The 12,439-nt window shown below is 64.9% G+C and carries 16 protein-coding genes; 9 read left to right on the forward strand and 7 right to left on the reverse strand.

All coding sequences use genetic code 11. The annotated features are described in order from the left end of the window. Positions 1 to 106 precede the first annotated feature (106 nt). Both BN69_RS11365 and BN69_RS11370 read left to right on the forward strand, forming a co-directional pair. Positions 107 to 700: a hypothetical protein gene (locus BN69_RS11365; RefSeq protein ID WP_014891758.1), complete on the forward strand. Its 594-nt coding sequence runs from the start codon at positions 107 to 109 to the stop codon at positions 698 to 700. Positions 701 to 788: 88 nt separating this feature from the next. Continuing rightward, positions 789 to 1,439 (forward strand): glutathione S-transferase family protein, encoded by a 651-nt coding sequence (locus tag BN69_RS11370; protein WP_041926936.1) that lies wholly within the window; start codon positions 789 to 791, stop codon positions 1,437 to 1,439. Between the two features lie 104 nt (positions 1,440 to 1,543). Here the strand turns inward: BN69_RS11370 and BN69_RS11375 are convergent, their stop codons facing one another. Both BN69_RS11375 and BN69_RS11380 read right to left on the reverse strand, forming a co-directional pair. Continuing rightward, positions 1,544 to 1,927, reverse strand: coding sequence for a cell division protein ZapA (locus BN69_RS11375; protein WP_014891760.1), 384 nt, complete (start codon positions 1,925 to 1,927; stop codon positions 1,544 to 1,546). Between the two features lies 1 nt (position 1,928). Continuing rightward, positions 1,929 to 2,252 (reverse strand): DUF4164 family protein, encoded by a 324-nt coding sequence (locus BN69_RS11380; RefSeq protein WP_014891761.1) that lies wholly within the window; start codon positions 2,250 to 2,252, stop codon positions 1,929 to 1,931. Between the two features lie 225 nt (positions 2,253 to 2,477). Between BN69_RS11380 and gap the strand changes: the two genes are divergently transcribed. Together gap and BN69_RS11390 are read left to right on the forward strand one after the other, a co-directional pair. Next, a complete protein-coding gene (gene gap / locus BN69_RS11385) occupies positions 2,478 to 3,485 on the forward strand; it encodes a type I glyceraldehyde-3-phosphate dehydrogenase (protein ID WP_014891762.1) in 1,008 nt (335 codons plus the stop codon). Between the two features lie 73 nt (positions 3,486 to 3,558). After that, positions 3,559 to 4,764, forward strand: coding sequence for a phosphoglycerate kinase (locus tag BN69_RS11390; RefSeq protein WP_014891763.1), 1,206 nt, complete (start codon positions 3,559 to 3,561; stop codon positions 4,762 to 4,764). Between the two features lie 55 nt (positions 4,765 to 4,819). On the opposite strand, the gene BN69_RS11395 is transcribed toward BN69_RS11390, so the two are convergent. Further along, positions 4,820 to 5,305 (reverse strand): peroxiredoxin, encoded by a 486-nt coding sequence (locus BN69_RS11395; protein ID WP_014891764.1) that lies wholly within the window; start codon positions 5,303 to 5,305, stop codon positions 4,820 to 4,822. 169 nt (positions 5,306 to 5,474) lie between these two features. On the opposite strand from BN69_RS11395, the gene BN69_RS19220 reads away from it, so the two are divergent. Further along, positions 5,475 to 5,978 (forward strand): hypothetical protein, encoded by a 504-nt coding sequence (locus tag BN69_RS19220; protein WP_148277097.1) that lies wholly within the window; start codon positions 5,475 to 5,477, stop codon positions 5,976 to 5,978. Between the two features lie 23 nt (positions 5,979 to 6,001). On the opposite strand, the gene BN69_RS11405 is transcribed toward BN69_RS19220, so the two are convergent. Beyond that, positions 6,002 to 6,436 (reverse strand): GlcG/HbpS family heme-binding protein, encoded by a 435-nt coding sequence (locus BN69_RS11405; protein ID WP_014891766.1) that lies wholly within the window; start codon positions 6,434 to 6,436, stop codon positions 6,002 to 6,004. Positions 6,437 to 6,507: 71 nt separating this feature from the next. Further along, entirely contained in the window at positions 6,508 to 7,236 is a 729-nt protein-coding gene (gene tlpA / locus BN69_RS11410) for a thiol:disulfide interchange protein TlpA (protein WP_014891767.1), read from the reverse strand. 23 nt (positions 7,237 to 7,259) lie between these two features. On the opposite strand from tlpA, the gene argH reads away from it, so the two are divergent. The 4 genes from argH (at position 7,260) to BN69_RS11430 (ending at position 11,183) form a co-directional block, all read left to right on the forward strand. Next, entirely contained in the window at positions 7,260 to 8,645 is a 1,386-nt protein-coding gene (gene argH / locus BN69_RS11415; RefSeq protein WP_014891768.1) for an argininosuccinate lyase, read from the forward strand. Beyond that, on the forward strand, positions 8,642 to 9,253 hold the full coding sequence (locus BN69_RS11420; protein WP_014891769.1) for a thiamine phosphate synthase: 612 nt from the start codon (positions 8,642 to 8,644) through the stop codon (positions 9,251 to 9,253). The genes argH and BN69_RS11420 overlap by 4 nt, the downstream gene beginning before the upstream one ends. A gap of 137 nt (positions 9,254 to 9,390) precedes the next feature. Next, the gene (locus BN69_RS11425) at positions 9,391 to 10,287 is read left to right on the forward strand and encodes a tetratricopeptide repeat protein (protein ID WP_051013285.1); all 897 of its coding nucleotides are present in this window, start codon (positions 9,391 to 9,393) and stop codon (positions 10,285 to 10,287) included. Then, positions 10,284 to 11,183, forward strand: coding sequence for an alpha/beta hydrolase (locus BN69_RS11430; RefSeq protein ID WP_014891771.1), 900 nt, complete (start codon positions 10,284 to 10,286; stop codon positions 11,181 to 11,183). Before BN69_RS11425 ends, BN69_RS11430 begins: the two co-directional genes overlap by 4 nt. Before the next feature lie 25 nt (positions 11,184 to 11,208). Here the strand turns inward: BN69_RS11430 and BN69_RS11435 are convergent, their stop codons facing one another. Both BN69_RS11435 and fldA read right to left on the reverse strand, forming a co-directional pair. After that, entirely contained in the window at positions 11,209 to 11,643 is a 435-nt protein-coding gene (locus BN69_RS11435; protein WP_244434924.1) for a DUF2023 family protein, read from the reverse strand. Next, a complete protein-coding gene (fldA, locus tag BN69_RS11440; protein ID WP_014891773.1) occupies positions 11,622 to 12,104 on the reverse strand; it encodes a flavodoxin FldA in 483 nt (160 codons plus the stop codon). Before fldA ends, BN69_RS11435 begins: the two co-directional genes overlap by 22 nt. Positions 12,105 to 12,439 lie beyond the last annotated feature (335 nt).

Here is a 12,439-nt window from a genome sequence, read left to right on the forward strand (position 1 = left end):
ACTCTTATTCGCCGCCGGGCGCTGGCACTTGCCAGACGTCAAACGATGGCTCAGGTTGCGCAAAGAAAAGCGCGCTCGAAGAAGCGCTGCATGCCGGGAGAAAATCATGAGCCTCATCAGCAAAACGGCCAGCGTCCGCAGGACATTGGCCGGCGCTGTCTTTGGACTGCTCGTCTGCGCTATTTCTGCGGCGCCGGCTGGCGCCGCGAAGCTCGGCGAATATTTTCCCATTCCGAATTCGCTGAGCCTCAGCGGGGTTCCGCGCGACTCGCTCCTCAAGATCCAGTCGAAATGGCTGCAGAACGGCCTCGACAATCTCAAGAAGGCGCGCGCTGAAGCCGATGCGGCGCTCGAAAAGGCCAAGTCCGGCGCATCGGACCAGGTCGCGGCGGCGGAGGAGAAGGTCACGAAGCTCGATGCGATGATCGCCGAAACTCAGGAAGAACTCGCGCTGTCGGAGAACAATGATTCGTCGCATGAGATTCAACAAGCGCGCAAACGCAACTTGCTGCTCGCTCTCAATCAGTGGATCAATGAACTCAATCGTCTCGCCACAGAGCAGATGAAGATCGCGATCATGAAGGACGGCGCCGAGGCCATGGCGGCGCAAAACCGAAATTACCAATTGTCGGAACAGGCCGACAATCTCGAAAAGGCCAAGCGCGACCCGAGTTTCGAAGATTGGGGCGCGACGAAGTAATCTTAAGCGGACAATCCGGGTCTGCACTCATTGAACGAGTGCGCCGCCGATGAGTTGAGGAGACGGGCGGCTGTCCGGCGCGCTTTCCATAACTCCTATCCTTACCGCCTTTGAACGATCGCCCGACGGCGGCAAGGGACTGGCGCGCGACATGCGCGTTCGCTGGGCGCTCGAAGAAGTGGGCCAACCCTACGACGTTCGGCTTCTTTCATTCGAAGCGATGAAGGATCCCGCGCATCTCGCGCTTCATCCCTTCGGGCAGATTCCGACCTATGAAGAAGGCGATCTCGCCCTATTCGAGTCGGGGGCGATCGTGTTCCATATTGCGGAACGCCATGCCGGCCTGCTGCCAGACGATGCAAATGCCCGGGCGCGCGCGATCACATGGATGTTTGCGGCGCTCAGCACGATGGAGCCGCCGATCATTGATCTTGCATTCGCCAGGCTTCTGGAGCGCGGCGAGGCCTGGTACGAGCAGCGTCTGCCTGTCGTCGAGGAACGCGTGCGTCACCGGCTGGGCCAACTTTCCCTTCGCCTTGGCGACGCCGACTGGCTCGATGGTCCGTTCAGCGCCGGCGACCTGATGATGGCGTCGGTGCTGCTCAGGTTGAAAGCGTCGGGTCTATTGGACCAATATCCGAACCTCTCCGCCTATGTCGCCCGCGGCGAAGCGCGGCCCGCATATAAGCGCGCGTTCGAGGCGCAACTGGCGGTTTTCACCGCCGCATCCCGGGCCTAGAGCGCTTCCCGACCACATGGAACATGTGATCGATAGGAATCGCTCAACATCGAAATGTTGGAGCAGGTTCTCATCGAAAGTCTGTCACTTTTTCGGGACCGGCTCTAGAGACCATCGTCCGGCGATGCGGCGGGCGGCGACAGTTCGCCAGTGAGCTTCACGATCCGGCGCGTCGCGTCGCCAAGCGCCTTGGCGGCGCGCGCCGACGCGGCGTCGTTCGCTCTGCGCGCGGCCTCGAGTTCGGCGCGCAGCGCAGCGATCTCGGTTTCCGTCCCCTGCGCTTTGGCGCGTGCGTCCGTCGCCTCGTCGGCGATCGCGAGCGCGGCCATCACGATGATGCGCTGCTCGCCGATCTCGCCGAAGCTCTCGCGCATCGACTGGATCTTGCCTTCCACGTAACGCGCGAGTTCTTCGATGCGCTGCTCCTCGCCCTCCTCGCAGGACATGCGATAGGTGCGACCGGCGATGGCGACGACGACGGCGGCCATGTCAATCCTCTTGAGTCGAGGCGACGCCCGCTGCGCCGAGCGCCGCGGCGACGCCTGCGCTCGCGGCTTCAAGCCTTTGCAGCACCTCGTCGCGGCTCTTCTCCAGGGCGTTCTGCCGCGCGAGCGCGGAGTCGAGATCGAGAGCGAGACGCGACCGATCGTCTTGCATGATGGCGAGTTCTTCTTCGAGTTCGGCGCTGGACAGCTCGTCTTCGAGCTTTGCGGCGGCGGTGCGCTCCAGCTGAGCGAGCGCTGTCTGCAGCTCGGCGACGGCGGCCTCGAGCCTCTTGGCGTTTTCTTCGTCGCGCTTATCTGAATGGTTCATCGCCCGTCGCAGAATGTGCATGGCCTGACGGCGCGGCGAACGCGCCGAACGATTCGCTTGCTAGCCTGTTCCTAGCATGAATCGCGCAAATCGAAACCGCGCCAAATGGCGCGGCCTTGGCGCGTTGACAGGGGGGCGCGAGGTGCTATCACACGCTCGCCTCCAGAGCCCACAGGCTCGATGGCGAGGGCCGCGGAGTTCCGGCGGCGCAAGGAGATTTTCCAAATGACCGTGAGAGTGGCGATCAACGGATTCGGGCGCATCGGCCGCAACATCCTGCGCTATATCATCGAGACCGGACGCACGGACCTCGACGTCGTCGCCATCAATGATCTCGGCCCGGTCGAGACCAATGCGCATCTGTTGCGATATGATTCAGTGCACGGCCGCTTCCCGCATGAGGTGAAAGTCGCCGGAGACACGATCGACGTCGGCCGCGGCCCCATCCAGGTGACCGCCATCAAAAATCCGGCCGAGCTTCCCTACAAGGACCTCAAGATCGACATCGCGCTGGAATGCACCGGGCTCTTCACCGCGCGCGACAAGGCGAAATTGCTGCTCGACGCGGGCGCGAAGCGCGTGCTGGTTTCTGCGCCCGCCGAAGGCGCCGACATCACGGTCGTCTTTGGCGTCAATCACGATAAGATCACCAAGGATCATCTCGTGATCTCCAACGCGTCCTGCACGACGAACTGTCTGGCGCCGGTCGCCAAGGTGCTGCATGAAGCGATCGGCATCGACAAGGGGATCATGACGACGATCCACTCCTATACGGGCGATCAGCCGACGCTCGATACGATGCATAAGGATCTCTACCGCGCCCGCGCGGCGGCGCTGTCGATGATTCCGACCTCGACCGGCGCGGCGAAGGCCGTCGGGCTCGTGCTGCCCGAACTCAACGGCAGGCTCGACGGCTACGCCATTCGCGTGCCGACGCCCAACGTCTCGGCGGTCGATCTGAAGTTTCTCGCCAAGCGGGCGACGACGAAGGACGAGGTGCACGCCGCGATCAAGGCCGCCGCCGACGGACCGCTCAAGGGGGTGCTCGGCTATACGAGCGAGAAGCTCGTGTCGATCGACTTCAACCACAATCCGCTCTCGTCCTGCTTCCATCTCGACCAGACGAAGGTCATGGACGGTAATCTCGTGTCGATCCTGTCCTGGTACGACAATGAATGGGGCTTCTCCGGCCGCATGACCGACGTGGCGAGCGCGATCGGCAAGCTTCTGTAAGCATTGTTCCACCAGCCGGGCGCGGACCTTCGGGTGCGCGTTCGGGTTTTCAGGCCGCGATTGGACGCCCGACATGACCGCCTTCCGCACTCTCGACGACGTCGACGTCAAAGGAAAGCGCGTGCTGCTGCGCGTCGATCTCAATGTGCCGATGGAGGACGGGCGCGTCACCGACGCGACGCGCATCGAGCGCGCGCTGCCGACGATCAATGAGATCGCCGAAAAAGGCGGCAGAGTCATTCTGCTTTCGCATTTTGGCCGGCCGAAAGGCCAGCGCCTCGATGCGGATTCGCTGCGCCAGGTCGTCCCGACGCTCGAACATTTTCTCAAACGCAAGATCGCCTTCGCCGACGACTGCGTCGGCGACGCCGCGGCGAAGATCGTCGACGCGCTCAAGGACGGCGACGTCGCCTTGCTCGAGAACACGCGTTTCCACAAGGGCGAAGAAAAGAACGCCGCCGACTTTACCGACGCGCTCGCCCGGAACGGCGACATTTTCGTCAGCGACGCCTTTTCGGCGGCGCATCGCGCGCACGCCTCGACGGAAGGCATAGCGCACAGACTGCCGGCCTATGCCGGCCGCGCCATGCAGGCGGAGCTCGAAGCGCTCGAATCGGCGCTCGCCCATCCGCAGCGGCCGGTCATGGCGATCGTCGGCGGCGCGAAAGTTTCAACCAAGCTCGAACTGCTCGGCAATCTCGTCGCGAAGGTCGACTATCTCGTCATCGGCGGCGGCATGGCCAACACCTTCCTGGCGGCGCAAGGCAAGGCCGTCGGCAAATCGCTATGCGAACATGATCTCGCCGGCGCCGCGCGGGAGATACTCGTCAAGGCCGAAACGGCGGACTGCAAGATCGTGCTGCCGATCGACGCCACGGTGGCGCAAAAATTCGAGGCGCATGCGCCCTCGCATATCGTCTCGGTCGATCATGTCGGCGAAAACGACATGATTCTGGACGTCGGGCCGAAATCGATCGCCCATGTCGAATCGCTGCTCGCTGCGTGCAAGACGCTGGTGTGGAACGGCCCGTTCGGCGCGTTCGAACTGCCGCCCTTCGACGAAGGCACCAACGCCGTCGCGCAGACCGCGGCGCGGCTCACCGTCGAGGGCAGGCTGCTCTCGATCGCCGGCGGCGGCGACACCGTGGCGGCGCTCAACCAGGCGCATGTCGCCCAGAAATTTTCCTATGTGTCGACGGCCGGCGGCGCCTTTCTCGAATGGCTCGAGGGAAAGACGCTGCCGGGCGTCGCGGCGCTCATGCAGTCTTCACAGCGCTGAGACGGCGACTGCTGCGCCCGGTCGATCACATGATTCCATGCGATCGGGAAGCGCTCTAGAGATTGGCGAGCGTCGCTTCAGCGGTCGAGACCGTCGCTTCGCTCGAATTCTCCTCGACATTGATCCATTTGACGACGCCGTCGTCGATCAGCGCCGAATAGCGCTTGCCGCGCACGCCAAGCCCCGCGTCGGTCAGATCGAGTTCGACGCCGAGCGCTTTGGCGAAAGTCGCCGAGCCGTCGGCGAGCGCCTCGATCTTGCCGTCGCCGCCCGACTCCTTCACCCAGGCGTCGAGCGCGAAAATGTCGTTGACCGCCGTGACCGCCACCGCGTCCACGCCTTTCGATTTGATCTCATCCGCCTTGGCGATGAATCCGGGCAGATGCTTCTTGTGGCAGGTCGGCGTATAGGCGCCGGGAACGCTGAAGAGCGCCACCCTGCGTCCCGCAAAAAAGTCTTTCGTGACGACCGGCTCAGGTCCATTCTTGCCCATGACGGTCAGCTTCACGTCGGGGAGTCGGTCTCCAGCTTTAATGGTCATGCACAATCTCGCTCTGATTTGGGGTAAGGCCCAGACTAGATAGCGCGCTTCCCGGCTTTGTGTCGCCTGCGCGGCGCGACCTGCTTCCAGCGCACTTGTGAGCTTCGCCGAGGCGAGGCAACATGCGCAAGCGGCCGGCGCAGACGATTCGCCTCTGGAGGACGGGCCAATGTCGGATTCTCGGAATGGAGGCGGCGGCGAGACGCCGCCCTCCGCATGGGTATGGAGCCAGTATCGCGCCGTGTCGCCTGATTCGCCTGATTCGCCTGCGCGGCGCGCGCCGGTCCTCACCAAGAGGAGCGTGCAAACGCCGCCGCCGCGGCCCGCATCCGATCCGCCGCCGCCACGACGCTCCGGCGGGAGCGGAGGCGGAATCGCCTTTTTGGTGGCGCTCGCAATTTTGACTCTTGCCGCGGCGACGTGGTGGTTCGCCGCCTCGCGGTCGCAGCCTCCCGCTCCCGATGCGCAGCCCGTCCAAGAGAGCGGGACGCCGAGCGCGCCGCCGCCCGAACCCCAGGTTGCGCCGCCGTCCGAAGCCGCTGCGCCTTCACCGCAGGAGGCCGCCCCGCCGGCGCAGCCTTCGCCGCCGGCCGCGGCGCCGTCCGACCAGCAGGCGACGCCGGGCGCGACCACCGGCGCTAAGCGGAAAAAGCCGAAGAAAAAGCCGCACTGAACGGCCGCGCCGACGCGCGCGGTTCAGGTGCGCCAAGGATGCTCGGGAAGATCCCAAACGCCGAGCGTCTCGACGCCCGCCTGCGCGACCGCATGATCATTCTCGACGGCCGAACCGCTGACGCCGATGGCGCCGATCATCACGCCGTCGGCGTCGACGATGGGGAGTCCGCCGGGAAAGGTGATGAGCCCGTCATTCGAATGCTCGATGCCGTAGAGCGGTCCGCCCGGTTGCGACAGCTTGCCGATCTGCCCTGTCGGCATGCCGAAGAACACGGCGGTCTTCGCCTTCTTCATCGCAATGTCGATGCTGCCGACCCAGGCGTCGTCCATCCGCTCGAACGCCTTCAGGACGCCGCCGGAATCGACGACGGCGATGCACATCTGCGTGCCGAGCTCCACGGCCTTCCGCCGCGCCGCGGCGATCGCCCTGTCCGCCTGTTCAATCGAAACATGCATTCGCCGATCTCCCTTTTGAAAAAACAGGACTCCGGCCCCGCAGGCGGCACGCCGCGTCGCCGGCTTTGCGATTAATTCGAAGGCGTCTCGAGCGCGCGGGAGATCAGCGCCTTGGCGTCCGCGCTGTCCCAGGCGGCGGGACCGTTCATCAGCCCGATCTGGCAGCCGTCAGGGCCGATCAGCAGCGTGGTGGGGAGACCCAGCGCTTTGCCCGACTGTTTCATCTCATAGAAGATGTTGGCCTTCGGATCGCCGTAATAGGTCAGCGACTTGACGCCGGTCTCGGCGAGAAACGCCCTCGCCCTTTCAAGACGGGTCGTATCGACATTGACGGCGACGACCTGGAAATTCTGCCCGGCGAAGGCCTCTTGCAGCCTGTCGAGCGCCGGCATCTCGGCGCGGCAGGGCACGCACCAGGTCGCCCAGATATTCAGGAGCGTCGTCTTGCCCTTGAAGGAGGCGAGCGAAACCGGCGCGCCGTCGGGTCCGTCGAAGGCGTAGTCCGGCATCGGCTGAGGCTGTGTGGCGATCGTCATCGCCGCGACTTCGCCCTTGGCGAGATCCTTCAACGTGGCGGCGATCTTGGCCGATGTCGCGCAGGCCGCGTTGACGTCGGCGGCCGGAGCGGCGCTCTGATCGGCCGCGCCCGAGGGTGCGCCTTCATCCACCGCGCGTTCAGGCGGTTTCTTGCCGCCCATGCTGCCGATCACGTATAGAAACGCCACGCTTGCCGCGATCGTTATCAGGGCCGCCTTCGCGACAAACAGGAAAGATCGCGGGGGCGGCGGCGGTTTCGACATCAGGCGCAGGCTCCGGGGATAAAATGACGAGCAAGATATGGGGCGGGCGCTTCAAAAGCGCAACCGACGCGGTTCTGGAGGCGATCAACGTCTCGATCGACTTCGACAAGCGCCTCGGCCTGCAGGACGTCCGCGGCTCGCTCGCCCATGTCGCCATGCTCGGCGAAATGGGGATCGTGTCGCGCGACGACGCGGCGAAGATCGCCGATGGATTGGAGCGAGTCAAAGCGGAAATCGAGAACGAGCGCTTCCATTTTTCGCGCGCGCTCGAAGACATTCACATGAACGTCGAGTCGCGCCTTGCCGAGCTGATCGGTCCGGCGGCGGGGCGTCTGCACACGGCGCGCTCGCGCAACGACCAGGTGGCGACCGATTTCCGCCTCTATATCCGCGATCAGATCGACGCGCTTAACGTCGAGCTCGCCGATCTGCAGCTGGCGCTCGCGACCCGCGCGCGGGAAGAGGCGGGAAGCGTCATGCCCGGCTTCACCCATCTGCAATCGGCGCAGCCGGTGACGCTCGGCCATCATCTCCTCGCCTATGTCGAAATGATCGCGCGCGACCGAGGGCGACTGCGCGACGCCCGCGCGCGCCTGAACGAATGTCCGCTCGGCGCGGCCGCGCTCGCCGGGACGAGCTTTCCGATCGACCGCGCGATGACGGCGCGCGCGCTCGGCTTCGATCGCCCGACGGCGAATTCGCTGGACAGCGTCTCCGATCGCGATTTCGTTCTGGAGACGCTGAGCGCGGCGGCGATCTGCGCCACGCATCTGTCGCGCTTCGCCGAAGAGATCGTGCTGTGGACGACGCCGCAGTTCGGCTTCATCGCGCTGTCCGATAAATTCACCACCGGCTCGTCGATCATGCCGCAGAAGCGCAATCCCGACGCCGCCGAACTCGCGCGCGGCAAATCGGGCCGCGTCATCGGCGCGCTTGTCGCGCTGCTCGTCGTCATGAAGGGCCTGCCGCTCGCCTATTCGAAGGACATGCAGGAGGATAAGGAAGGCGCCTTCGACGCGCTGGACACGCTGTCGCTTTGCATCGCCGCCATCGCCGGCATGGTCCGCGACATGCGCGTCGACCGCGCGCGGATGAAGGCGGCGGCGGGCGCGGGCTACGCCACCGCGACCGACCTCGCCGACTGGCTGGTGCGGGCGCTGTCGCTGCCGTTTCGGGAGGCGCACCACGTCACCGGCCGCATCGTCGCGCACGCCGAAGCGCGCGGCGTCGGTCTTGAGGATTTGACGCTCGAGGAGATGCAAAGCGTCGAACCGCGCATCAACGCCGATGTCTGCGACGTGCTTGGCGTCGAGAAGTCGGTGCAAAGCCGCAGGAGCTTCGGCGGCACGGCGCCCGACAATGTGCGCGCCGCCGCGCAAGCCTGGCTCGACAGATTGAAGGACGAATGAACGATATTGCGCCGCGACTCTACCTCGCGACCCCGCCGCTCGCCGACGCGGCGGCTTTCGCGCCTACGCTTAACGAGGCGCTCGCGGCGGGCGACGTCGCGAGCCTGCTCATTCGTTTCGCCGATGCCGACGAACGCGGCCAGGAAGCGATCCTGCGCGCTCTGGCGCCCGGCGCGCAGGATAAAGGCGTCGCGGTTCTTGTCGCGGCGGCGCCCAATGTCGCGCTGCGCGCCGGCGCGGACGGCGTCCATGTCGCCGGCTGCGGCGAAGCGCTTGCCGACGCCATCAAGAAACTCTCGCCGCGCTACATCGTCGGCGCCGGCGATATCGAGACGCGCGACGACGCCATGCGCGCGGGCGAGTTGAGCGCCGACTATGTGATGTTTTCGGATCTTGACCGCGAAGCGCTCATCGAGCGGGTCGCCTGGTGGGCGGAGCTGTTCAACACGCCCTGCGTCGCCCGCGCGGCGACGCTCGACGATGTCGCGCCGCTGGCGCAGGCGGGCGCAGACTTCGTTCTGCTGGACGACGCCGTATGGCGCGACGCCCGCGGTCCGGCGGCGGCGGTGGCCGAGGCGCAGGCGAAGCTTGAGGGAGAACAGCAGTGACCGGAGGGCGATCGAGCGAAAGGCTTCCTCATCCTGAGGAGGCCCCGAAGGGGTCGTCTCGAAGGACGAGGAAGCCGCTCACTCTTTTATTTCCATTCGCCCTCGTGCTTCTAGGCTCGCTTCGCTCGCGCCTCAGGATGAGGGCGAAGACCGAGCGATTGTTCGCGACGCTCGTGATCGTCGCCATTTTGGCGCCTGCCGCCCGCGCCGCCAATGATGCGCCGCCCGCGCCAGACTTCGCCTTCGGCGCCTATCAGCGCGGGGATTATCTGGCCGCGATGAAGGAGGCGAAGAAGCGCATCGCCGCCAATCCGAAGGACGCGGCCGCGCTCACCCTTATCGGTCAGCTTTACCTCGAAGGCGCGGGCGTGGGGCGCGACCTCTCGACCGCGATGGAGTGGTTCAAGCGGGGCGCCGACGCCGGCGATAAAGAAGCGGCTTATCTCTACGGCGCCGCGGCGCTCAATGGCGCCGGCGCGCCGAAGAACCGCGCGCTCGCCCGCGCCTATCTGGAAAAGGCCGCCGCGCAGGATCAGCCCGCGGCACTCCATCTTCTCGGGGAGATCGCGCTCGAAAATGAGGGCGCGCCGTCCGATTTCGGCAGAGCGTACGACTATTTCCGCCGCGCCGCGGCGAAGGGGAACGCGGATTCGCTCTACGCGCTTGGCGTGCTCTACAAGACCGGCAGAGGCGTTCCAAAGGACGAGCGCGAAGCCGCGGAGTGGTTCAGGCGGGGGGCCGAGCTGGACTTCGCGCCGGCGATGGTCGAATTCGCCGTTCTCCAGTTCAATGGCGTCGGCGCGCCGCGCGACCGCGCCGCGGCGGCGCAATGGTTTCGCAAAGCGGCGGCCAAGGGCAACGCCGTCGCGCAAAACCGCCTCGCCCATATCCTCGCCGAAGGCCTCGGGGTCGAGGCCAATCTCGCCGAGGCGCGCGAGTGGCGCGATAAGTCGCGCGACGCCGGGTTGAACGATCCCTCGCTCGATTATCTCTCGAGCGCGTCCGCGCCGGCGAAGCCGAACGCCGTAAAATGAGCGTCGGCGGCGCGAGCGCGGCGACGCGGCGGACCGTCGCCTTTCTTCGCCGTTTCGTTAAGCCGCGCATCTTGGCGTTGACGGCGCCTTTGCGCAGCCTCCAGCGGCTCTTCGAAATGCTGTCTCCCGAAGGGCGCGCGCCCTTCGCGAAACAGATTCCTGGCGATTGGACTCCTGCTTCAGGCAGCGCGATTGCGACGCTGTTCTATCTTCACGGCGGCGCCTTCCTCATCGGGTCGCCGCGGCTATTTCGTTATGCTTCACGCCTGTTCGCCCGCGCGGGCTTCGACGTCTTCGCGCCAGCCTATCGGCTCGCGCCGGAGCATGTTTTTCCCGCCGCGCTCGAAGATGTCTTGCGCGCCTATCGGACCCTCATCGAGGCGCGGCCGGGCCCCTTCGTCATCGCCGGCGATTCGGCCGGCGGCGGGCTTGCGGTGTCGCTGATGCTGCGCATACGCGAGGAAGGCTTGCGGCCGCCCGTCGCCGCGGCGCTGTCCTCGCCCTGGGTCGATCTCGCCGCGACCGGCGCCTCGATGCGCGAGAATGAAAATCGTGACCCGCTGTTCACGCGCAAGGACATTCTGCTCGGCGCCCGCGCCGTGCTGGGACGCCACAGCGCCAGAAATCCGCTCGCGTCGCCGATCTTTGCCGATCTGTCCCGCCTGCCGCCAATGCTCGTTCACGTCGGCGCGGACGAAGTGCTGAGAGATGATTCGACGCGGCTCGTCGCGCGCGCGCGGCAGGCGGGAGTCGAGGCGGCGCTCGAGATCTGGCCTTGCGTGCCGCATGCCTGGCAGCTGATGAGCTTTCTCCCCGAAGCGCGCCAGTCGCGGGCGAAAGCGATTGCATTTTTTAAGGCGCGGGTCGCTCAGGCGCCCTCCAACGCGGCCGGCTGATCAGGCCTGGCCCCGGCCCGATCCATCATTCGGCCGCCAGAGGCAGGTCCTCCGGCATGTCTCGACCCGAACGCGTGAGAAAGCGGCGGCACTGCTGCTCGCGATCATAGCCGAGCAGCGTGCCAAGCATGAAGTCTTCCTCCGGCGTGAGCGCGTTGAGCGGACGCGTGACGATCGAACGCGCCACGGCGACGAAGGCGGGCCGGCCAAAGAAGAGGTTCACCTTGACCGGATTGAGCTCCTGGACGAAGTGATGGATGCCTTGCCTTTCCAGCTTGCCGAGCGTCAATTCCAGTTCCCGACGGCTAAGGGTCATCAGAAACAAGCCGCGAACGCCCCGCCCATATTCGTAGATGTTGTGATGGAAGAGCCGGAGCACCGGCGCAGCATCGGCGCAGCGACAGCGCGTCGAGGACGGAGCTGGAGCGCTCTCGTCGATCAAAGTAACTGGCTCAGCCATGCGGTCACTCTTTTTTCGGTCATGCCGGACTGAGTGTCCTGGTCCAGGGCGAGGCCCACGAACTTGCCATCCCGATCGGCGGTGGAGCCGACATAGTCATAGCCGGAGGTTTCGGTGAAGCCGATCACCTGGGCCCCGAGCGCCGAGACCTCGTCATAGAGGATGCCCATCGCGTCAACGAAGGAGAGCGGATAGGTCTGCTGGTCGCCCGTGCCGAACAGGGCGACTTTTTTGCCCTTCAGATTGGCGTTGCGCAGCTTGTCGATGTTCTCTTCCCAATCCGTTTGCAAGGTGCCGTCGCCATAGGTCGGAGAGCCCAGGATCAACAGATGGCAATTCTCGAAGTCGTCGATCGTGGCGTCCTTGATGTCCACAGACCGTCCCTGGCACTTCTTTGAAATTTTTGAAGCAACCCCCTTCGTCGCGCCGCCGTCGGAACCGAAGATGACCGTGATGCTCATGCCCGCGCCTCTCCCGCGAATTGGACGATGAAGTCAGCGGTTAAGCCAAGAAAAGCCTGAAGAGCCATTCTACCTAAGCACACGCTGCCGATGAGCCGTGTATAGCGCAAATCTATTGATCATAAAATTCATATATTCTGGAATGTATGTAATGACAAATGTTGTTACTTTGTATTTATTGTAATTACGAAGCGCAAACTTCTCCGAACGGACGATCCGGCTAGCAGGTTCTCATCGAAAAAGTCTGTCAACTTTTTCGGAACCTGCGCTGAGGCGCTGAGGAGCGGCCGCACGGACGGCGTCACTGGGCCGCTGGATTGGATGGCTGTCGCGGG

Origin of the sequence: Methylocystis sp. SC2 (assembly GCF_000304315.1) — a bacterium.
Taxonomy (GTDB): Bacteria; Pseudomonadota; Alphaproteobacteria; order Rhizobiales; family Beijerinckiaceae; genus Methylocystis.

Bases quoted from the DNA above. Each gene is read 5' to 3' on its own strand.
- BN69_RS11405 (WP_014891766.1), bottom strand. From the start codon at position 6,436: ATGCATGTTTCGATTGAACAGGCGGACAGGGCGATCGCCGCGGCGCGG.
- BN69_RS11425 (WP_051013285.1), top strand. From the start codon at position 9,391: ATGAGGGCGAAGACCGAGCGATTGTTCGCGACGCTCGTGATCGTCGCC.
- BN69_RS11430 (WP_014891771.1), top strand. From the start codon at position 10,284: ATGAGCGTCGGCGGCGCGAGCGCGGCGACGCGGCGGACCGTCGCCTTT.
- gap (WP_014891762.1), top strand. From the start codon at position 2,478: ATGACCGTGAGAGTGGCGATCAACGGATTCGGGCGCATCGGCCGCAAC.
- BN69_RS11420 (WP_014891769.1), top strand. From the start codon at position 8,642: ATGAACGATATTGCGCCGCGACTCTACCTCGCGACCCCGCCGCTCGCC.
- tlpA (WP_014891767.1), bottom strand. From the start codon at position 7,236: ATGTCGAAACCGCCGCCGCCCCCGCGATCTTTCCTGTTTGTCGCGAAG.
- BN69_RS11380 (WP_014891761.1), bottom strand. From the start codon at position 2,252: ATGAACCATTCAGATAAGCGCGACGAAGAAAACGCCAAGAGGCTCGAG.
- argH (WP_014891768.1), top strand. From the start codon at position 7,260: ATGACGAGCAAGATATGGGGCGGGCGCTTCAAAAGCGCAACCGACGCG.
- BN69_RS11395 (WP_014891764.1), bottom strand. From the start codon at position 5,305: ATGACCATTAAAGCTGGAGACCGACTCCCCGACGTGAAGCTGACCGTC.
- BN69_RS11365 (WP_014891758.1), top strand. From the start codon at position 107: ATGAGCCTCATCAGCAAAACGGCCAGCGTCCGCAGGACATTGGCCGGC.
- BN69_RS11390 (WP_014891763.1), top strand. From the start codon at position 3,559: ATGACCGCCTTCCGCACTCTCGACGACGTCGACGTCAAAGGAAAGCGC.
- BN69_RS11375 (WP_014891760.1), bottom strand. From the start codon at position 1,927: ATGGCCGCCGTCGTCGTCGCCATCGCCGGTCGCACCTATCGCATGTCC.
- BN69_RS11435 (WP_244434924.1), bottom strand. From the start codon at position 11,643: ATGGCTGAGCCAGTTACTTTGATCGACGAGAGCGCTCCAGCTCCGTCC.
- fldA (WP_014891773.1), bottom strand. From the start codon at position 12,104: ATGAGCATCACGGTCATCTTCGGTTCCGACGGCGGCGCGACGAAGGGG.
- BN69_RS19220 (WP_148277097.1), top strand. From the start codon at position 5,475: ATGTCGGATTCTCGGAATGGAGGCGGCGGCGAGACGCCGCCCTCCGCA.